Here is a 21,238-nt window from a genome sequence, read left to right on the forward strand (position 1 = left end):
CCATTGCGCGCGTTCTGCGCTGGCTTAGCTGTCGTAAAGGTACATGTCCCTCCTTGCGTTGGGATGAGCTAAACCAAGAGCATCATTAACCGTGCGGCCAATGGGCATTCTATTAAAATCGCAGTGACCGAACGCAGTAAGCCATGCAGTAAAAGGCGCCGCCTGTGCGCCAAATGCTAATTAAGGCTAGGGCCCGGGGAATGTCCAGAAAAATCCCCGGGCGGTAGCGTGCCTGAAAGGTTTTTAAGAAGCAGAGTTATGAGAGTCTCCGCTATTTATACCCTGCTCATAGGCGCGGTAGAGTTAAAAATTTGATGTGATTCAGAAGTGGTCACCGCTACCGCCCACAACCTTTAGACGCTAATCTGCAATTAGCAAGAAGGTCGGCTCAACCCTTATTGTATTTTTGTGAGGGCAGCGCGATAGCCGCTGGAAAGCAGTGCTAAAAAAGGGTGGACTCCAAGCCTTTATAGGAGGCCAGCTTGTTGGGCGATTGGTCATCTACAAAGTATCACCCACGACAACAAAGAACCTAGCACTTGTTCACGTAGTGCCTATCATTAAGAAAATGTATCATATCGATCAATTGACAACTGCAGCATGCACAAATAATTAGCTGACTAGCTAAATTAAAGCATGAGGCATATACCTAAAAAGGGCACGGGAAGGCGTCCGGAATATCCCCGGGCGGTAGCGTGCCTTTATTTTGATTACCCCTTACTGGCGAAATAGCATGAATCAATCTCCTCCTCATGAGCCGCAGCGCTACCCTTCAAACGACGAAATTTCCTTGGTTGATCTTGCTAAGATTCTGGTCAAACGCTGGAAAGCCATGGTGTTAGTCTTTCTTGTCATTGTGCTTGGTGCATTGGCCTATGTGCTGCTAACAGAGCGCTCCTATGAATACGTCTCAATTTATCAGGTGGTAGAAGAGGCGCCCGGACGTGCCCTGGAAACACCAGCTTCCGTATTGGCTAAGGTTAATAGCCTCTATATTGGATCAGAGACGCGTAAACTCAGGGAGTCGGCAGGATTGGAGAGTCTACCCTTTGAAGTGACTGCAGATAATCCTAGCGACACTTTGCTTGTCCGTTTGTATTCGGAAGCGAGTACGCACAATCATGAATTGGTAGCTCAGATGCATGAAGCATTGCTATCTCGCATGATGGAAGAGCAAGGTGATCGTCTTGAGAGGCAGCAGGCCGCCCTTGAGCAACAATTACAGAACACTGAAGCTACTTTGGAGTCCGTCGCGCAGACCAGTACCGAATGGGGAAGTGAACTGGCCGCTAGCTACACGGAACGCTTGGCCGATATACGGCAAGATCTCACTCAGTTAAGCGAAGGTGAGGTTGTGCAGGTGTCAGTGCAAAGCCTTGAACCTGCTGGTACCGGCCGCAGTTTAATTATGATTTTGGCATTGGTATTTGGCGGCATAGCGGGGATTATGATGGCATTCTTTGCTGAACTTGTTTGCAGAGTCCGTGAAAGTTTAGACGCGGAAAGTAAATAGCGTACTTTTTCTTTAAGTTAATTTTTTAAATTTAAATAATATTAATCTAAATGTTGGCTATTGCTACTTAGTCTGAGTTGAATAGGTGTAAAAATGAAGTTTCTTATTACAGGCGGTGCTGGGTTTATAGGTTCAGCAGTCATCAGGCATATTATTACCAACACCTCAGACGAAGTGATTAACCTTGATAAACTAACCTATGCTGGCAACTTAGAAAGCTTGGTTGAGTTCAGTGACAGCGAGCGGTACGCCTTTGAGCAAGTGGATGTTTGTAACCTTGCTGAAGTGAACCGAGTATTGGCCCGACATCAGCCAGACGCCATCATGCATTTAGCCGCCGAAAGCCACGTAGACCGCTCTATAGATGGTCCGGCGGACTTTATCGAAACCAACATTATTGGCACCTATACCTTACTGGAAGCTGCTCGCATCTACTTTCAATCTTTAGATGTCGACCGTAAGGCAAGCTTTCGCTTTCATCATATAAGCACGGATGAAGTCTACGGCGATCTCCCCCATCTCAGCAAAACACCGAACGCAGAAGAATATCTATTTACTGAACAAACTAGCTACGCTCCAAGCAGTCCATACTCGGCGAGCAAAGCCAGCTCCGACCACTTGGTACGTGCATGGCAGCGCACCTACGGCCTACCAACGCTGATCACTAACTGTTCAAATAACTATGGCCCCTATCACTTCCCCGAGAAGCTGATTCCACTGGTAATTCTTAATGCTTTAGAAGGTAAGCCGTTACCAGTTTACGGTAAAGGCGAACAGGTGCGTGATTGGCTCTATGTGGAAGACCATGCCCGGGCGCTCTACCAAGTAGTCACGCAAGGCCAGGTAGGGGAGACCTATAACATTGGCGGTCATAACGAAAAACAGAACATCGAAGTCGTCCGCACCATCTGTGATATCCTGCAGGAACTCCATCCGCAGGAACGCAGCTACCGTGACCTGATCACTTTTGTGAAAGACCGCCCTGGTCACGATATGCGCTACGCCATTGATGCCAGCAAAATTCAGAAAGAACTAGGCTGGGCACCAGAAGAAACCTTCGATACTGGCATTCGTAAAACCGTGCAGTGGTACCTAGAAAACCAAAGGTGGTGCCAACGAGTACAAGACGGTAGCTATCAAAGAGAACGTTTAGGAGTAAATGCATGAAAGGAATCATTCTGGCTGGCGGTTCCGGCACGCGTTTGTATCCAATTACCAAAGGCGTCTCTAAGCAGTTGCTGCCTATTTACGATAAGCCAATGATTTACTACCCGCTTTCAGTATTGATGCTGGCCGGTATCAGTGAAATTTTAATTATCTCCACTCCTGAAGACCTGCCCAACTTTGAAAAACTGTTGGGTGACGGCAGTAACTTCGGTGTAAAGCTCAGCTATGCCGAACAGCCCAGCCCAGATGGCTTGGCGCAGGCATTTATTATCGGTGAAGACTTTATTGGTGATGACTGTGTTTGCTTGGTTTTGGGTGACAACATTTTTTATGGTCAGGGCTTTTCTCCCAAGCTGAAGCATACCGCTGCACGCACATCCGGCGCCACTGTATTCGGTTATCAGGTGAAGGACCCGGAACGCTTTGGCGTGGTGGCTTTTGATGAAAACAACAAGGCTATCTCTATTGAGGAAAAGCCTGAGCAGCCCAAATCCAGCTATGCGGTTACCGGCCTGTACTTCTACGATAACGATGTGGTGGAAATTGCTAAGCAGGTGAAGCCTTCACACCGCGGAGAGCTGGAGATTACCAGTATTAATCAAGCTTATTTAGAACGCGGTGACCTGAACGTAGAGCTTCTAGGACGTGGCTTTGCATGGCTAGATACGGGCACCCATGAAAGCCTGCTGGAAGCGGGTAGCTTTGTGCAAACCATTGAGCATCGCCAAGGATTGAAAGTGGCGTGCCTAGAAGAAATTGCCTTCAATAACGGTTGGCTAAGCAAAGAGCAGCTAAAAGCACAGGGGCAAGCTTTGAGCAAGAACGGTTATGGCCAGTACCTGCTCAAGCTGGCAGGGGAAACATAATGAGTGGCTTAGTAAAGCTGATAGACCTTCTCTCATTAGGTGATGACCGCGGATCATTGGTCGCGCTTGAGGCTAATAAAACGGTTCCGTTCGATATTAAACGTGTCTACTACATATTTGGTACCAAGGCAGAAGTTGCTCGGGGTTTTCATGCGCACAAGGCACTCAAGCAGGTAGCGGTGTGTGTGACAGGCAGCTGCCGCATGGTGTTGGATAATGGCAAGCATAAAGAAACAGTATGGCTTGATTCACCGACTAAAGGGCTGGTTATTGAAGACTTGGTTTGGCGGGAAATGCATGACTTCTCCCCCGACTGCGTGCTACTAGTGTTGGCAAGCGAACACTATGATGAGGATGACTATATCCGTGATTATGGCGATTTCTTAAGGATGGCTGAATGATTTTAGAATCTAAAAACATCCTAATTAGATTTGTAGAAGAGTCTGATGCTGACTTTATTTTGAGTCTGCGATTAGATGAACGATACAACACTTTTCTTTCTGCAGTGAGTCCTGATGTTAAAGCGCAAAGAAACTGGATAAAAAAATATAAAGATGATGAAGAGAAAGGCAAGCAGTATTACTTCATTATTGAACGTTTAGATGGCACTCCTTGTGGTACGGTTCGTGTTTACGATATTCGTAAGGACTCATTCTGTTGGGGTAGCTGGATACTTAACGAAAAAAAAACACGCTACGCGGCTTTGGAAAGTGCTTTTCTTGTTTATGAGTTTGGTTTTAAGAGACTAGGTTTTAAAAAATCGCATTTTGATGTTATGAAAGGAAATAAAGGAGTGATCAGATTTCATACAAGGATGGGAGCCATTAAATTTAGTGAAGATGAAGTTAATGATTACTTTGAGATAACAGAAGAAGCAGTACTAAAAGCAAAAGAGAACTTGGCAGACAAAATCTAATGACAATACCTTTCCTCGACCTCAAATCCATCAATGCGCAATACCGCCAAGACTTAGTAGATGCTGCTACTCGTGTCATCGATTCCGGTTGGTACATTCAGGGCACAGAGCTAAAGGCTTTTGAGTCTGAATTTGCTGAATATTGCGTCAGCAAACATTGCATTGGTGTAGCCAATGGCCTGGATGCATTGACGCTGACACTGCGGGCCTGGAAAGAGCTTGGCAAGCTTAAGGAAGGCGATGAAGTCATCGTTCCTGCCAATACCTATATAGCGAGTATTCTTGCCATTACCGAAAACCGACTCAAACCGGTGTTGGTTGAGCCTGACGAGCAGACTTATAATCTCTGCCCAACGAAAACAGCAAAGGCTATTACATCCAATACTAAAGCCATTTTGGCGGTTCATTTATATGGCCAATTGGCCCCAATGCCTGAGCTCATGACATTGGCGGATCAACATGATCTACTGGTATTGGAAGATTCCGCGCAAGCACATGGTGCTGCCATCAATGGTAAAAAAGCTGGTAGTTGGGGTCATGCCTCAGGCTTCAGTTTTTACCCTGGTAAAAATCTGGGTGCTTTGGGGGATGCAGGTGCCGTTACCACAAGCGATGATGAGCTGGCGAGTACTATCCGCGCCTTGGGTAACTACGGCGGCCATAAAAAATATGAGAATCTCTATCAAGGTGTTAATAGTCGCCTGGATGAAATGCAAGCGGCCATGCTACGTGTAAAACTTAAACATCTGGTTGTTGAAACACAGCGGCGCAAAGAAATTGCACTGGCCTATGCCAAAGGCATCACCCATAAAGCGCTATCTCAGCCAATATCAGCCGACAGCACAGATGAGTCACTGGAAAACCATGTATTCCATTTATATGTTATTCGCATGGCAGAACGCGATGCCTTGCAAGCCTACCTGACAAGTGCAGGTATTCAAACACTGATTCACTACCCGATCCCACCGCATCAGCAACAGGCATATGCAGAGTGGAGCGCACAAAAGTATCCGCTGACGGAAGCTATTCATCAGCAAGTGCTTAGCTTGCCGATCAGCCCGGTGATGACAGATGAACAGGTAGATGCTGTTATTGCCGCCTGTAATCACTTTGAGATGCCCTGAGGCATGACACTGATTAAAACCAGCCTGCTTAACGGTATAGCTGTAGTCATTAAAATGCTAACCTTGCTGGGCCTAAATAAAATTCTAGCTATCTATGTTGGCCCCACAGGCTACGCTGCCATTGGTAACTTCCAAAATGCTGTGCAAATGATTACAACGTTTGCCAGCGGAGCAATTAACACCGGCGTAGTAAAATACACTGCAGAATATTACAACGAAGAAGAAAAACAACGCCAAGTTTGGCGTACAGCTGGCACTATTGCCATTGTCGGCTCTGTCATTACGGGCATTGGTGTGTCGCTATTTAGTAAGCAAATTGCATATTTGTTTTTAAAAGATGAAAGCTACAATACAGTTTTTATTTGGTTTTCCATAACCCTTGTGTTTTTTATATTAAATACACTTCTTTTGGCAATATTAAATGGCAAAAAAGAAATCCACCGTTATATTATTGCTAACATTGTGGGTAGTGTTTTCTCTCTCGCAGTCACTAGTGTACTAGCCATTCAGTTTGGTCTACATGGAGCATTAACTGCGCTAGCTATTCATCCGTCTTTTTCTTTTGTGGTAACTTTATATCTTTGCTACAAAGCTGACTGGTTTAAATTTAGCTATCTTTTTGGTGATATAAATAAAAAAGTATTGCTAAATCTAAGTAAGTTTACTGCAATGGCATTGACCAGTGCGGCATGCGTGCCAATAAGTCATATTCTGATTCGTAACCACCTGGGTGATACACTTGGCTGGGAAGCAGCTGGCTATTGGGAAGCCATGTGGCGTTTAAGTGCAGCGTATCTAATGTTAGTGACAACAACACTGAGTGTGTATTACCTACCAAAACTGTCTGAGTTACAAAAGCCAGCTGATATTAAGAAAGAAATAATCCAAGGTTATAAAGTTATTCTGCCTGCCGCAGCAGCCTGCGGCTTGGTTATTTATTTGCTACGTGACTTTATTATCAGTGTACTGTTCACTGAAGACTTTATCCCTATGCGTGAGCTTTTTGCCTGGCAAATGGTGGGGGATACATTGAAGATAGGTAGTTGGCTACTGGCTTATTTAATGCTTAGCAAAGCTATGATGAAGCTATTTATAATTACCGAAATCGTTTTTGCAATAGGTTTTTACGGCTGGACATACTTGTTCACTGGCATGGTAGGTTTAGAAGGCATGTCTATCGCCCATGCCGTCAACTACGCAATATATTGGGTGGTAATGAGTGTTTTCATTGGTAATACAGTTTTGAGAGAAGCAAAGTAAGTAATGCAAAATTACTCCCAACTTTCATTTTCCGACTTCGAAATCCTCGCAGCAGAACTACAGTCCGTGCTATGGTTACTTGATATGAGGAATCTGAATAATTGCAAAGATGGCGCAGCCTTAACTGAATTATGACAATAAAGCAAAAAAACTCAGCAAAGTTTTAATCCCCAGAATAAAGAATTAAATAATAGTTGCTTACTGCCTGCGCCGAAGAAATCGACAGAACATAAGACCCCAATCTATTAAATTAATATGATTTTTTTATGCTTAATACATTAAAGAAATAAACATACAAATGAGCAACCTTTCGTCTCCATTGTTATACTCTGTTACAGACACGCACGGTTTGTTCAAAACAGCATTCAAAGTGGGATTGATAAAGACTGTAAACATAGAATTATTTGTTATTGATGATGAATCTAACGATAATTCAGATGATTTTATTCAGTAAATAGTTGTTTTGTGAATCACGTGTTAAGGGATTTGAGTTGAGACATAGGCCAAATAAGGGTTTGTGTGCAACGCTTATTGAGAGATTTTAGTTGATGCTACGTACGATATTTTCGAGGAAGAGCTGTGAAAGTTTCAATTGCTGTAATTTCTTATAATTCAGAAAAAACAATTTTATCAACACTTGATAGCATACTGGGTCAAGATTACGATCGTCGTAAAATTGAATTGGTTATTTCAGATGATGCTTCTAGGGATGCAACTGTAGAGATCGCTCAAAATTGGCTTAAAGAGTATGGTTCTTCATTTGATTCAACTAAATTGATAGTTAACAGTGTTAACTCAGGTGTTTCAGCTAACTATAATAACGCTTCTAAAGCTTGCACCTCTGAGTGGATAAAAATTATTGCAGCTGATGATATATTAAAAGAAAATTGTCTGTCATCAAATATTAGCTTCATAATTAATGAGCCTAGGGCTCAAATAGTATTTTCATATATAGAATGTTTTGGAGACGCTACTGGGATTATCCCTTATGCATCTCAGTTAGATTTTTTTTCTCTTGATGCAAAAGAGCAAAATAATGTGTTTAGATATTTTAGTTTTAATGTGGCTCCATCTCAGTTTATAAAGAAGAGTTTACTGCAAGATGTGGGGTTTGCAAATGAAGACTATCGTCTTATGGAGGATTGTCCTTTATGGCTAAAGATCACTGCGTCGGGTGTGCGATTATATTTTAATGAAGTTGTAACAGTTAAATATCGGGTGGCAAATTCCATTTCAAAGGCTGGAAGCAAGTTTATCAATAGAGATTTTGTTAAATGTTGTTTACTTATTAATAAAAACGAGAAAAAAGAGGTTTTTCCTTCATTTGGTTTTTTCTTAAAGCTTGAAGAGCAGTTGATTCTACGTTATAAGCTTTTTCTTTCTTACATATTAGGAAATAGAAGAACTGTGTTACATAAAATCCTGTTTAACATGATATGGTTTTTCACGCCGCTTAATTTATTTTATAGGGGCAGAGAAAGAATGTTGCGAATAAGGAGTTACAATTAGTGTTTTATTTGTATCTGCTATTTTATTTGTTTGTAGTGTATGTTGAGCTTAAATTATGGAGGGAGTTGACGCCGGTAATAATATCGTTCAGTGGTATAACCGTAATTGCGGTTCTTCATGCTACGCTAGGTCGTTATTTAGGTTTTCTTGAGGTAGATCCAAAAGTTTTTCAATACATTTTTCTTTTCCTACTAATCGCATTTGTAGCTAGTTTATTTGCTTTTATAATATTTAGTTCGTGTCGGAGACCTCGGCAGTTTGCTACAGCTAATGATGGTCCTGCACTTTATTCTAGTATGTTTGAAAAGAGTAATAACGATCTTACTTTTTCAAAATCGAGTGGCGACGGTGGTTTTTCAAATGTTTTTTTCCATAAAAAAAACGTTGCTTACCTTTTCTTAAGTTCAGTTTTTCTTCTTTTAGCCTTTCTAGCTTATTCCATTTTAAATGCTTATTTGTCAACGGGTGGTATCTCGGGTCAGATGTATGAAAGGGCATTAACGTATGGGGTTGTAGGGCACTGTTTTGCTTTGTTAATGTCGTGCGTGCCTTTTTTGTATTTATTTTATAAAAACTCTCCTATTCGCTTTGTTAGGCGGTTGTGTGCTCTTTTTCTGATTTTTGCATTTGTTTTTCTTTTCATGAAGCAAGTGAAGTATTGGGTCTTGGTTCCTCTGGTTTGGATTACAATTATAAACTTTAAATTGAATGGATTCAGAATTAATTTTTCGTTTCTTTATAAGGTCCTAGGGCTGGTGGCTGTTGCTGTAGCACTATTCTATACTGTTTATTTTTTACAGGTCATTGACGGGAGGGGGGGCACAGATGGCTTGGATTTTTACCAGTTAAATTTGAGTATATTTTATCACTTACTTGGCTATTTGTTTTCAGGATTGATTGTTTTCTCTTCATTGATTGAGGATGGTTTTTTTTTAGAAATAATCTATAGAGACATAGCGGTTGCTTTTAACGGCTTGTCTAATATTTTGAGTTCTTTAGTCGGTAAAGGGGTGTACGAGGGGGAACATGTATTAATTAATTTTTATGTGCTGGATGATGGGTTCGGCAAAACTGGTAATGTGGGAACTCTCTGGGCTGATTTTATGTTGTACATGGGAGTTTTTGCATTTCCAGTTTATTTTTTACTTTACTTTGCTGTCTATTTATTATTCATGCTATCTAAAGCTTATTTTGTGTGCTTTATCTATTATTCAGGTATTGTTTCTTTCTTATTCTTCTCTTGGTTTTCATCTTATTTTAAACTTTTATCTCCTTACGAGGTGCCTATTTTGTCTGCATTTATAGCATTGCTGCTTGTACTTCTTTCTAATGCTGGATTATCAGGCAGTAGATCGAAGCGCCTACACTAAAGCAAGGTATGTAAAAGTGATAATAAATAAGCTTGGTTGTGTAAGATGCTGCTTGATCAAGGAGTTGTCCTTCAAGAAATGAGGTATGCTAAAATGAAAATTGCCTTAATCTCTGGTGCTTCTTCAATCCACACCGTGCGCTGGGCCAATGGATTAAGTGATGCTGGACATGAAGTACATGTGATTACCCAACATGCTCCTTGCGACCCGTTTGTGCCTGCAGTAACGGTGCATACTTTTCCCTTTCGTGGAGTGCTTGGTTATTTCATAATGGCCCCTGCGGTGCGTCGTTTGCTGAAGCAATTACAGCCCGATATTGTTAATGCGCATTATGCTAGTGGTTATGGTACTACCGCGTGCTTGGCGCAAGTGCGTCCCTTCGCGCTTTCGGTGTGGGGCACTGATGTGTACGACTTCCCTTATAAATCGCCTGTGCACAAATGGTTGGTACGTAGAAATGTCATGGCGGCTGATGCCGTCGCATCTACCAGTTATTGCATGGCCGAGCAAACCCGCCAGATCGCTCCTGAGGTAGGTAGTATCCACATCACACCTTTTGGTGTTGATATGAATGCCTATACCCATATCGAAGCGTTGCAGCCTAATAATGACAAGCTAGTTATCGGCACAGTAAAAACCATGGCGGATGCATATGGCATTGATACGTTAATTGAGGCGTTTGCTTTGCTGCATAAAAAGCTAATTAGCATACGGCCAGAACTTGCAAAAAAATTACAGCTGCGGTTGGTTGGTGGTGGCCAGCAAACGGAAGCATTACAAAAGCTAGCGAGCAAACTTGGTATATCAGAAAAAACCAACTTTATAGGCCGTGTTCCCCATCAAGAAGTACCTAATGAACTTGCCAAGTTGGATATATACGTGGCGTTAAGCCGTCGTGAAAGCTTTGGTGTTGCTATCATCGAAGCGGGTGCTGCTCGCCGCCCAGTGGTGGTCTCTGATGCGGGTGGCCTGCCAGAAGTAACATTAAACAATAAAACTGGCCTCGTCGTTCGTCGTGAAAACCCACAAGCTGCGGCTGATGCCATAGAGCAGCTCGTGCTTAATCCTGAGCTTCGTTTACAAATGGGTGAAGCTGGAAAGCAGCATGTAAACGAAAACTACAGCTGGGATGCTTGTATTAAAATTATGGAGAGAGTATTTGAAAAAACTATAAAAACGTATAAGGCTGATTGAGATGTAAGAATATTAAGTATCATCGTTGCTCTCCTTCAGTTTATAATAGCCAGTGTGGCATTCCGCGCAATTTAATATACGACCAGTATTTTAGAATTTATATTGCATATAATCAGTTTTTTGATGCCACATTTTAGCTAGTGAAATTAGTCGACTGACCAGGCATCTATTAATTTACCGAGGTAAAATTGTAGTTAAATTGCTCAGATTTGACAGCCAACTAAAGTGAAGATATGACACCATTAGTATCAATAATAACTCCAGTTTATAACTCTGAAATTTCTTTGAAGCAAACAGTAGAGTCTGTTAGGTTCCAAAATTTCAAAGACTGGGAGCTTATTCTTGTAGACGACAACTCTCAAGATAATTCGTATGCTCTTGCGCATGAGTTAGCTGAGAACGATTCGCGTATCAAGGTTATTAAACTTTCAGAAAATTCAGGTGCCGCTGTAGCACGTAATACTGCGATAGCTGCTGCGCAAGGTCGTTATATTGCTTTTTTAGATAGTGATGATCTTTGGTTACCAAATAAGTTGGAAAGGCAGCTAAATATTATGCAGCAAAAAGACATCGCTTTTTCATTTTCTGCTTATGAAAAGATTGATGAACAGGGAAACCTTTTGGGCTTTATGGGCGTACCTGAAAAAGTTAATTATGATCAATTGCTTAAATGTTGTGTGATAGGGTGCCTTACTGCAATGTATGATACTGAAAAGTTAGGCAAGGTTTATATGCCGTTAATTCGTAAGCGGCAAGACTTAGGTCTTTGGTTATGTTTACTTAAAAAAACTGAATTTGCTTACGGGATTCAAGAGAAATTGGGCCAGTATCGTCTACGCAAGGGCTCTATTTCATCCAATAAGGCTAATGCCGCAAGCTTTACATGGCGCCTTTACCGAGATGTTGAAAAATTGGGATTATTGAAAAGTAGTTATTATTTTTTACACTATGCGGTTCGGGGAGTTCTTCGCCAAAAATTTCCGGCCTTAGCTAAAAAGCTGGGTGTTCTTGATTAAAATATATGCTCTTATGATTAAGTGTTAATGAAAAAATAAATCAGTCATAAATTGCTGATTAATAGCTGTTTTTATTAACTGTAATGCACAAATTTTATGTATGAACACTTAATGATTTTATTTATGATAAAAGTATGTGTTTATAAAGGAAAAAAGATAAAGGGTGCTTATGAAAATTACTGTTTTTGGCACCGGCTATGTGGGCTTAGTGCAGGGCGTCATTCTAGCTAATGTCGGCCACCACGTGGTGTGTGTCGATGTGGATGCCGATAAAGTAGAAAAGCTTACCCAGGGCATCATTCCTATTTTTGAACCTGGCCTGGAAGCACTGGTAAAAGAGAACAGCGCCGCTGGGCGGCTGCAGTTCACTACCGATGCCGCCGCGGGCGTTACCCATGGCGATGTGCAGTTTATTGCAGTGGGTACGCCGCCAGACGAAGATGGTAGTGCCGATCTGCAATATGTCCTGAAGGTGGCTGAAACCATCGCTGAACATATGCAGGCGCACCGAATTATTGTTGATAAATCTACCGTGCCAGTTGGTACTGCCGATAAAGTACGCACCTGGGTGGCCCGGGTACTAGAACAGCACGGCAAAACGGCGCTTACCTTTGATGTTGTCTCCAACCCGGAATTTTTGAAGGAAGGCAGTGCCGTGGCGGACTGCCAAAAACCTGATCGTATTATTATTGGTACCGAAGATACCCATAGCATTGAGATAATGCGCGAACTTTACGCGCCGTTTAATCGCAACCATGAAAAAATGATTGTGATGGATGTACGTAGCGCTGAGCTAACCAAGTACGCCGCTAACTGCATGTTGGCGACCAAAATCAGCTTTATGAACGAAATGGCGAACCTAGCTGAGCGCTTGGGCGCTGATATTGAAGCGGTGCGCCAGGGCATCGGCACAGACCCTCGCATTGGCTATCACTTTATTTACCCAGGGGTGGGCTACGGTGGCTCCTGTTTTCCTAAAGATGTGCAGGCGCTGGTGCGTACTGCTGAAAACATTGGATTTGATGCCAAGGTGCTAAAAGCGGTAGAAGCCCGCAATGCCGAACAGAAAACTACCCTGTTCGAGAAAATCCACGCTCACTTTAACGGTGCGCTTTCCGGTAAAACATTCGCCCTTTGGGGCTTGGCCTTCAAGCCAAACACCGATGATATGCGCGAAGCGCCCAGCCGTGTGCTAATGGAAGCTCTGTGGGCAGCCGGTGCCAAGGTGCAAGCGTTTGACCCTGAAGCCATGGAAGAAACCCAGCGGCTATACGGTAACCGCGATGATCTAACCCTGTGCGGGACTAAAGAAACTGCGCTAAATGGGGCCGATGCGCTAGTAGTAGTGACTGAATGGCAAAATTTCCGTGCGCTAGATTTTGCATTGATCCATACGCAACTCAGCCAGCCCACTATTTTCGATGGTCGTAATATGCACGAACCTGCACGCATGGCCAACAAAGGCTTTACCTACTACTCCGTAGGGCGCAAGCCATTGATGAGTGAGTAACCTGCAGTATCAATTAGCGTTGCATAAAAGGCGCCGTCTTGAGCTTTTACTCTTTCATTAAAACCTTTGCCGCCTAACTATTAATGCACCTGTCGCTGTCTTTTTGGGCTGTTAGCAGTGAGGTTGTTAGAGAAGGTGACGGCTACCAAGGCCATTTGGGAGTCCGACTTGTCGGGCGATCAGACCATCTAAAAATTTTACCCTCGGCGGTAAAATGCCTAGGGCTTGTCTACGTAGTACCCGCCATTAAGAAAATGTATCATGCCGATCAATTTACAATTGCTCTGTGCGTGCGTATTCACCAACCACCTATTGAAAAATGCAGCATTGAGTATATATCAGTATTAGGTCATAGAAATGCATTCGGTACATTCCAGGGCTGTAGCACCCCCTGAACTTTATTTAAAGAGATCAACGATATGTGTGAAATCTCAAACTGCACATTGATGGAGTCGCTGTGGCATGTCGGCGCCATGGTTCAGGCCAATGAACCGGAGGCGATGCTGGATGATAAGCAAATCTACTGGTTACGCTATGATCTGAGCCAGATGGCCACTCGCGACCAAGCGGGTAAGGGCGCCAATTCGCTAGAGATCTCCACCGAATGGAAGATATTTTGTGCTGTCGATTTCGGCTGGCCAAAACAACAGCTGACCGCTCCGGTCATTATTTGTGAGCGAAACCCGCTCGAACCGGCGGCGGATGTAGCGGATGTAAAAGCGGCTGGTCTGTTGTACTACCCCGTATGTAGGGATTATGTCATTCAGGAGTATGTGTGAATAATAAATTCGAACGCCGTCATTCGCGGTGGTATGAGGTATTTCTTCTTGGTATTGCCTTTCAGATATTAATAGGGCTGCCTTTTGTCGTATTAATACCTGGTTTAGAGAGGTGGGGCTGGGATTTTTGGTTGTATCTTCCAGACGTGCGAAGAAACACTATTGCCGCAATAGCCTTATCATTTTTATGTATATTGTTTATTTTACGGCGCCTGATGCGCTTCCCAGGGGTGAAGGTCGCTTCCTTCATCTTCCCTACAGTTTCAGTTGTTTTTTTGATAGCTATGGCTATTTTGCTGTTTACACGTGAGCGCTATACACGTCAAGTAATAGGGGGTGGTTATATACTGACGTTGGTCTGGTTTTATGCTGGGTATTTCATCGGTATAAGATACAGGCGCTTAAAGTTTGGTGTTGTACCAGTTGGTGAAGCATTAAAGCTTGAACCGACGACAAATGTCGAGCTCCGTTTTCTAGACAGTCCTGAGCTTGATGGGGTCAGAGTGGATGGGATTGTTGCAGACTTACACGCTAATGATCTATCAGGGGAGTGGGAGCACTTTCTTGCAGAGTGCACACTTAGTCAGATTCCTGTGTATCATGTCAAACAAATTCAAGAATCTCTTACTGGGCGCGTTAGAATCGATAGATTATCTGAGAATGAATATGGTTCTTTACTGCCTTCATTTTTCTATATGAATTGTAAGAGATTCATCGACACCGCAGCAGTATTAGTAACCTTTCCGTTAACCTTGCCTCTTATGGCATTGACAGCTGTAGCGATAAAGTTAGATAGTCCTGGCCCAGCACTGTTTATTCAAGATCGTGTTGGGCAGGGCAACCACACCTTCCGAATCTATAAATTCCGAAGTATGGGCCGCGATTCGGAGAAAGACGGAGCCATGCTCGCACAATGCAACGATATGCGAATCACGCGGGTTGGTAAGTTCATCCGGAAGACGCGCCTGGACGAGCTGCCGCAATTCTTCAACGTATTGAAGGGCGATATGAGCCTTATCGGCCCGCGCCCTGAGCAACGCTTTTTTGTGGATCAATTCGAGAAAGAGATTCCTTTCTATATCTACCGCCATGTAGTCAAGCCAGGTATCACCGGCTGGGCTCAGGTGGTTCATGGTTACGCCAGTGATGCAGATGATACCCGCATCAAGATCGAACACGATTTTTACTACATTAAGCACTTTTCGCTATGGATAGATATACTGATCGCGTTCAAGACGTTAAAAACGATTTTGACGGGGTTTGGTGCTAAGTGATGTATTTGGCATGGTTGGTTGTCTTGATTAATATATCAAGTTGAACTGAGCTGGCTGTGGATAGAGCGACAGGAGTTGTGAGGTTTTTATCAGCTTTGTTTGGTGTGATTGTTTCATTAGCGCTTCCATTATTATTAAGGAAGATAAATGGCTATTCTCGTGACTGGTGGTGCCGGGTATATCGGCTCACATACCGTAGTGGAGCTTCTTCAAGCCGGCCATAACGTGGTAGTGGTTGATAATCTTTCCAATGCGTCTATCGAGGCACTTAAGCGCGTCGAATCGATCACTGGCAAGAAAGTATTGTTAGTTGAAGGTGATATACGTGATCGGGTCTTGTTAGACAGAATCTTCAGCGAACATTCAATCGAGGCGGTGATGCATTTCGCTGGCCTCAAGGCTGTCGGTGAGAGCGTGCAGAAACCGCTGGTGTATTATGAGAATAATGTCGCGGGCAGCGTCACGCTTTGTCAGGCCATGCAGGCGGCGGGTGTCTATCGACTGGTGTTTAGCTCCTCAGCGACCGTTTACGGCGAGCCGCCGAAAATGCCGATCCATGAAGATTTCCCTACAGGTGTGCCGACCAATCCTTACGGGCGTTCGAAGTTAATGGTCGAGGAAATACTCAAGGATCTGGCGCTGTCCGATGAACGCTGGGCGATCGCCTTGTTGCGTTATTTTAATCCGGTCGGGGCCCATGAGAGTGGCCTTATCGGTGAGGATCCGCAGGGCGTTCCCAATAATCTACTGCCTTATATCGCCCAAGTGGCTATCGGCCGTCTCGACAAGCTCGCCGTTTATGGTGGCGATTACCTTACACCCGATGGTACTGGGATACGCGACTATATACATGTGGTGGATTTGGCTAATGGTCATCTAAAGGCACTGGACGTGCTGGGCCGCCAGAACGGCGTGAATACCTGGAACCTGGGCACGGGCCGGGGAGTTTCCGTGTTGGAGATGGTCAAGGCATTTGAGCAAGCGAGTGGCAGGCCCGTTCCGTATACTGTTGCGCCGCGTCGAGCAGGGGATATCGCTGAGTGTTGGGCCGATCCCTCCAAAGCCAGGGAGGAGCTCGGCTGGAGCGCACAAAGAGGGCTGGCACATATGATGGTCGATACCTGGCGATGGCAATCACAGAATCCCACGGGCTATCGGCAAAGCTGAATGGCTATCGCCAGATATCTGCGCCGTTTTGCCGATCATAAGATTGCACTACACTATTTAATATAACAAATTTAAGTTTGTTGGTTTTTTCTGACGATGGTAGGGGAGGTATGTGGTAGTATCCCGCGCTCGATTTATATCAGTGTCGGAGCTTTCGTGAATCACTCCCCACCCACGGTTTCTTTGCCAGGCTTGTCCTCTTTGTCCTCTCCATCTATATCCTCTCCTTTGTCGATCTATACTTCCCTTTCCGTTTTTCTGTTTTGTTCTATAGCGCTGGTGGTACCTAGCGGTTATTCGCTAGGCGCGTTGATGCTGCTATTGGGTAGCGTAGTGCTGTTGATAAAACGACCGGCGCTTGCCTTGAGCCGCCAGGATGCATTGGTGATGTTAGCCATGGCGGCATATGCACTTGTGGGTGTATTGGAGGCATGGTGGGACGGGCAGGGCTCAAGTGGAATGGATAAACCGCTGCGTTTGTTGCTGGCTGTCCCCGCGCTATTGTTAGTAATGGCTTACCCCCCGCGTTTGGCGTGGTTCTGGGGCGGAATTGCGGTTGGCGCGATAGGGGCAGGGGGATGGGGAGCATGGATGAAGCTGATAGAAGAGGTTGCGCGCCCAGGTGGTTATAACAACCCGATACAGTTTGGCAATTTAAGTATGCTGCTGGGGGTGTTGTGTCTCGCAGCGTTGGGGTGGGCGGTAACCCAGCGGCACCGTCAACTGTGGGTGGCGTTGTTTTTGATGGCGGCTTTGTTTGGTATGGCTGGGTCGTTGTTTTCCGGTAGCCGCGGAGGTTGGATAGGGATCCCTTTTATTCTGTTGGTGGTGTTCCGTGCCTACGGCGGTTTTATATCCAAGCGTATGCTCGCAGGGCTAGTGGGTATCTTGTTGGCGGGTGGGCTCAGTGTTTACGCTGTTCCCGAAGTGGGGGTTCAGGCGAGGGTCAATGAAGCCGTTGAGCAGGTTCAGCGTTATGTAGCTGGCGATAGAAGCTATTCTTCTGTGGGGGCACGGTTTGAAATGTGGCGTGGGGCTGGCCATTTGATAGCAGAGAAGCCGCTGCTTGGGTGGGGGGCAAATGGTTACGCCGAGGCAATGCAAGCGTTAGCAGACGAAGGCTTGATCATCGAACGTGCTGCTGAATTTGGCCATGCACATAATGAGTTTATCGATAGTTTTGCCAAGCGCGGGTTGGTTGGCCTTGTGGTGTTGTTGGCTATTTATCTGGTGCCGATGCGCTTTTTTGCCAAGGAAATGGATGCCAGTGATTTATCGTTACGTGCCACGGCCACGGCGGGTGTATTGCTATCGGTTACCTATATTGACTTTAGCCTCACGCAGAGTTTTTTATCCCATAACAGCGGGGTGATGATGTACGCCTTTTTGCTTGCTGTGCTGTGGGGGCTTTATTCCCGCCAGCGCAAAGAGTTAGTTCGCGGAAAGCCGCAGACGTAAGAAGCAATTTCTTACACTGTGATGAACAATTCTCTACAAAAGGTTAATTGGTATTGAAGTAAAATTTATCGGCGCCAGCTAAAACTGGGCTAATCAATAGGCCTGCAGGAAACCCTAAAGGGAGGTTTGCTGCACATAATAACGGCCGATAAATTATTCAAGGGAAAACGATGCTTAAAATGAATAAAACACTCGGCTTAGCCGTAAGCGCTGTCACGTTGATGATGCTTAGCAGTCATAGCTTTGCGTATGACAAAAAAGTGTCGGTGTCTGCTATCGCCGGTACGACGGGTTTTGGAGCAGATGCGTCTTGGCGTTTCCATAAAAACCTAGCCGTTACAGCACGCTATACCGATGGTTTGGATCTGGACACTGATTTTGATGAAGATGGCGTGACTTATAACGCTGACTTTGAAATGAAGGCATCTAGTGTCAAAATGGATTATTTCCCCTTTGGTGGTAGGTTCTTCTTATCCGCAGGCATCATGATGCCGGATATCGAAGCCAACGTGGTGGGCACCCCGGATAACAACAGCTCGTATGAGATTAACAACGAGACGTATACTGCCGCTGAGATTGGTTCGGTCGTGGGTAGTGCTACCGTTTCGGATGGTACCCAGCCTTATGTGGGGCTTGGGTGGCGCAGTTCCCACCAGAGTGGGCTCTCGTTCTTCTCCGAGTTCGGTGTCGTCGCAACCAATGTTGATGTGTCGCTAAGCACTACCCGTAACCTTGAAGAGCTAGATCCGCGGCTAGAGCGGGATATTCGTGCCGAAGAGCAAAGCCTTAAAGATGACATTGATAAGTTGCCTGTCTTCCCCGTTGCAGTGCTGGGCATTTCTTATACGTTTTAAGCTTTAGACCCTGCTGTTGTTAAAGCTGGATGCGTTTTAAAGCCCGCCATCACCCAGAGTGTTGGCGGGCTTTTTGCTAATTAAACATTGCCTTTCTCGCTTTTTTACTGCATCGTCGATTTATTAATGACGTTGCTTGGAGAGCTGACGATGGTGATAAATCCTAAGACGAAGTCTCTATCCACTATCATTCATCGTGGCGGCGCTAGCGGGGTTACCGGTAGCTGTCATCAGCTGATCGCTAATAGTGAGTCTTCACTTTTAATCGATTGTGGCTTGTTTCAAGGCGACGATGCGCAGCAGGATAGCTTCGCTCAGCTCTCTATTGATTTTGATATTTCGACGGTAAAAGCGCTGGTTGTGACGCATGTTCATATCGACCACATCGGGCGGTTGCCGTATTTGTTGGCTGCTGGTTTTTCAGGCCCTATTTTATGCTCAAAGCCTTCGGCGAAGTTATTACCGTTGGTGATCGAAGATGCTTTGAAAATAGGCTTTACCCGCGATGCGCGTTTAATTTCTCAGTTTTTAGAGCGGGTAGAGCAACAGCTAGTGCCGTTGGATTATGCTAAATGGCATACCGTGGAATCATCGCCCTCTATTAACATGAAGGTAAAGCTGCAGCGTGCGGGGCATATTCTGGGGTCTAGCTTTGTGGAAGTTGCATTACGCGAACCCCACTCAACGCACCGTGAGCGTGTGGTGTTTTCCGGCGACTTGGGGGCAGCTAACTCCCCCTTGTTACCTGCGCCTAAATCGCCGCCTAGGGCCGATGTATTGGTGTTGGAGTCTACCTATGGCGACCGGCTGCATGAGGGGCGCAGCGAAAGGGCGACGCTTCTTAAGTGTGCTATTGAGCAGGCGCTAGAGAATAAAGGCACGGTGATTATTCCTGCCTTTAGCATTGGCCGAACCCAAGAATTGCTTTATGAGTTAGAGGGGATTATTCATCGGGCGGGCAGTGATGCGCTCTGGCAATCGCTGGAAATTATCGTCGATTCGCCGCTGGCGTCGCGTTTTACGCGAGTGTACCGCGAGCTAAAACCTTTTTGGGATGACGAAGCGCAGAAACGCGTGAAAGCAGGTCGGCACCCATTAAATTTTGCTGCGCTGTATACCGTGGATAGCCACGAAACGCATGAGCAAACGGTGCGCTATTTAGCCGAAAGCGGCAGGCCTGCGGTGGTGATTGCTGCCAGTGGAATGTGCGCTGGTGGGCGAGTAGTTAACTATTTAAAAGCCATGTTAGGTGACCCGCGCCATCAGGTGCTGTTTGTGGGGTACCAAGGGGCTGGAACGCCGGGGCGCGATATACAGCGCTATGGCCCTGAGGGCGGCTGGGCAATGCTGGATGGGGAGCGTTACGATATTCGTGCGGGCGTGAGTACCATCAGCGGTTACTCCGCCCACGCGGATCAACGGGACTTACTCAACTTCGTTAAGCGAATGCGTCATTGGCCCCGGGAAATTCGTCTTGTGCATGGCGATGCAGGTGCCAAGCGAGAGCTTAAAACCGCCATTGAAGCAATGGCCCGCAAAGCGGGTCGGACCATCAGTGTTGTTTTGCCTTCGGAGGATGGGTGATTTTCGAGAGGCGGGATAATTGCTGATCGCCCAATGAATTGGGCTCCTACAAGGGGGGGCGCCGAGCCCTTGTAGGAGCCCGGCTCACCAACCGCCTTGGCCTTCTAGCAAGCTGCGTGTGTTGTTATTTAACGGCAGGCGGAAGTCAGCGCTGCCGAGTACCATGGCATCGCCCGCCCGCACTACCCGAGCACTCACATAGACGTAGTCCTGCCCTTGCGCATAGGTGCCCATAAGAATGGAGCGGGCATTATGCTGGGCGCTTAAGCGCTGCACTTGGCGTGAAAGAATCAGCTCGCCCACGCTCTCTTCGATAAACATGCTGTCGCGCATTTTAACTTCGCGTACCTGCATACCTTGGCGCGATAGCGCCGATGCCATGATTTCAGAGCTGATCCGCCCAAGCGTCGACGATTGACTAAGGTTGTCGATGCTGACGAAGGTGGCGGCGATCATAGGGCTATAGCGTGTTAGCTCTGGGTTGCTGGCGATCATCTGTTCGGCAGCGGCATGAACCAATTCCGAAAGGTCGGGTTCCGGTTGGGCGGGCGTGTTGTGAGCATTACCCAAGGTGTTGCAGCCCGCTAGCATCAGTAGCGTAATGCTAACGACCATTGCACGGGTTGAGTGGTTTACAAAGCGAGCGCGCCATACAGTCAAAAAAGTCTTCAGCATGT

19 protein-coding genes are annotated in these 21,238 nt (G+C 45.4%); 18 read left to right on the forward strand and 1 reads right to left on the reverse strand.

What is annotated here, in order from left to right; genetic code table 11:
- The first annotated feature begins 733 nt into the window (after positions 1–733).
- The 18 genes from ACW44H_RS05610 to ACW44H_RS05695 all read left to right on the forward strand — a co-directional run bounded on the left by ACW44H_RS05610 (position 734) and on the right by ACW44H_RS05695 (position 20,561).
- Positions 734–1,513 (forward strand): Wzz/FepE/Etk N-terminal domain-containing protein, encoded by a 780-nt coding sequence (locus tag ACW44H_RS05610; RefSeq protein ID WP_457507568.1) that lies wholly within the window; start codon positions 734–736, stop codon positions 1,511–1,513.
- 93 nt (positions 1,514–1,606) lie between these two features.
- Positions 1,607–2,680, forward strand: coding sequence for a dTDP-glucose 4,6-dehydratase (gene rfbB / locus ACW44H_RS05615; protein ID WP_457507570.1), 1,074 nt, complete (start codon positions 1,607–1,609; stop codon positions 2,678–2,680).
- Positions 2,677–3,546: a glucose-1-phosphate thymidylyltransferase RfbA gene (gene rfbA, locus ACW44H_RS05620; RefSeq protein WP_457507571.1), complete on the forward strand. Its 870-nt coding sequence runs from the start codon at positions 2,677–2,679 to the stop codon at positions 3,544–3,546. Before rfbB ends, rfbA begins: the two co-directional genes overlap by 4 nt.
- Positions 3,546–3,947 carry a sugar 3,4-ketoisomerase gene (locus ACW44H_RS05625; protein ID WP_457507573.1) on the forward strand — a complete coding sequence of 134 codons (402 nt, stop codon included), beginning with the start codon at positions 3,546–3,548 and terminating at the stop codon, positions 3,945–3,947. Before rfbA ends, ACW44H_RS05625 begins: the two co-directional genes overlap by 1 nt.
- Positions 3,944–4,462, forward strand: coding sequence for a GNAT family N-acetyltransferase (locus ACW44H_RS05630; RefSeq protein ID WP_457507575.1), 519 nt, complete (start codon positions 3,944–3,946; stop codon positions 4,460–4,462). The genes ACW44H_RS05625 and ACW44H_RS05630 overlap by 4 nt, the downstream gene beginning before the upstream one ends.
- On the forward strand, positions 4,462–5,586 hold the full coding sequence (locus ACW44H_RS05635) for a DegT/DnrJ/EryC1/StrS family aminotransferase (RefSeq protein ID WP_457507577.1): 1,125 nt from the start codon (positions 4,462–4,464) through the stop codon (positions 5,584–5,586). Before ACW44H_RS05630 ends, ACW44H_RS05635 begins: the two co-directional genes overlap by 1 nt.
- A 3-nt stretch (positions 5,587–5,589) precedes the next feature.
- A complete protein-coding gene (locus ACW44H_RS05640; protein WP_457507579.1) occupies positions 5,590–6,846 on the forward strand; it encodes an O-antigen translocase in 1,257 nt (418 codons plus the stop codon).
- A gap of 579 nt (positions 6,847–7,425) precedes the next feature.
- Entirely contained in the window at positions 7,426–8,355 is a 930-nt protein-coding gene (locus tag ACW44H_RS05645) for a glycosyltransferase family 2 protein (RefSeq protein WP_457507581.1), read from the forward strand.
- Positions 8,355–9,725: a DUF6337 family protein gene (locus tag ACW44H_RS05650; RefSeq protein ID WP_457507583.1), complete on the forward strand. Its 1,371-nt coding sequence runs from the start codon at positions 8,355–8,357 to the stop codon at positions 9,723–9,725. The genes ACW44H_RS05645 and ACW44H_RS05650 overlap by 1 nt, the downstream gene beginning before the upstream one ends.
- A 93-nt stretch (positions 9,726–9,818) precedes the next feature.
- A complete protein-coding gene (locus ACW44H_RS05655) occupies positions 9,819–10,919 on the forward strand; it encodes a glycosyltransferase (RefSeq protein ID WP_457507585.1) in 1,101 nt (366 codons plus the stop codon).
- 233 nt (positions 10,920–11,152) lie between these two features.
- Entirely contained in the window at positions 11,153–11,935 is a 783-nt protein-coding gene (locus ACW44H_RS05660) for a glycosyltransferase family 2 protein (protein ID WP_457507587.1), read from the forward strand.
- Between the two features lie 169 nt (positions 11,936–12,104).
- Positions 12,105–13,445: a UDP-glucose dehydrogenase family protein gene (locus ACW44H_RS05665; RefSeq protein WP_457507589.1), complete on the forward strand. Its 1,341-nt coding sequence runs from the start codon at positions 12,105–12,107 to the stop codon at positions 13,443–13,445.
- Positions 13,446–13,864: 419 nt separating this feature from the next.
- Entirely contained in the window at positions 13,865–14,224 is a 360-nt protein-coding gene (locus tag ACW44H_RS05670) for a hypothetical protein (RefSeq protein ID WP_457507590.1), read from the forward strand.
- Positions 14,221–15,498 (forward strand): sugar transferase, encoded by a 1,278-nt coding sequence (locus ACW44H_RS05675; protein WP_457507592.1) that lies wholly within the window; start codon positions 14,221–14,223, stop codon positions 15,496–15,498. Before ACW44H_RS05670 ends, ACW44H_RS05675 begins: the two co-directional genes overlap by 4 nt.
- A gap of 147 nt (positions 15,499–15,645) precedes the next feature.
- A complete protein-coding gene (gene galE, locus ACW44H_RS05680) occupies positions 15,646–16,665 on the forward strand; it encodes a UDP-glucose 4-epimerase GalE (protein ID WP_457507594.1) in 1,020 nt (339 codons plus the stop codon).
- 312 nt (positions 16,666–16,977) lie between these two features.
- Positions 16,978–18,123: an O-antigen ligase family protein gene (locus ACW44H_RS05685; protein ID WP_457507596.1), complete on the forward strand. Its 1,146-nt coding sequence runs from the start codon at positions 16,978–16,980 to the stop codon at positions 18,121–18,123.
- 179 nt (positions 18,124–18,302) lie between these two features.
- Complete coding sequence (locus tag ACW44H_RS05690) at positions 18,303–18,977, forward strand: hypothetical protein (RefSeq protein WP_457507598.1); 675 nt, start codon at positions 18,303–18,305, stop codon at positions 18,975–18,977.
- Between the two features lie 150 nt (positions 18,978–19,127).
- Positions 19,128–20,561, forward strand: coding sequence for an MBL fold metallo-hydrolase RNA specificity domain-containing protein (locus ACW44H_RS05695; RefSeq protein WP_457507600.1), 1,434 nt, complete (start codon positions 19,128–19,130; stop codon positions 20,559–20,561).
- An 84-nt stretch (positions 20,562–20,645) separates the two neighbouring features.
- Here ACW44H_RS05695 and ACW44H_RS05700 read toward each other — a convergent pair whose 3' ends face one another.
- The gene (locus ACW44H_RS05700; protein WP_457507602.1) at positions 20,646–21,236 is read right to left on the reverse strand and encodes a FlgO family outer membrane protein; all 591 of its coding nucleotides are present in this window, start codon (positions 21,234–21,236) and stop codon (positions 20,646–20,648) included.
- Between the last annotated feature and the right edge of the window lie 2 nt (positions 21,237–21,238).

The sequence above is a fragment of the Vreelandella sulfidaeris Esulfide1 genome (genome assembly GCF_054072535.1).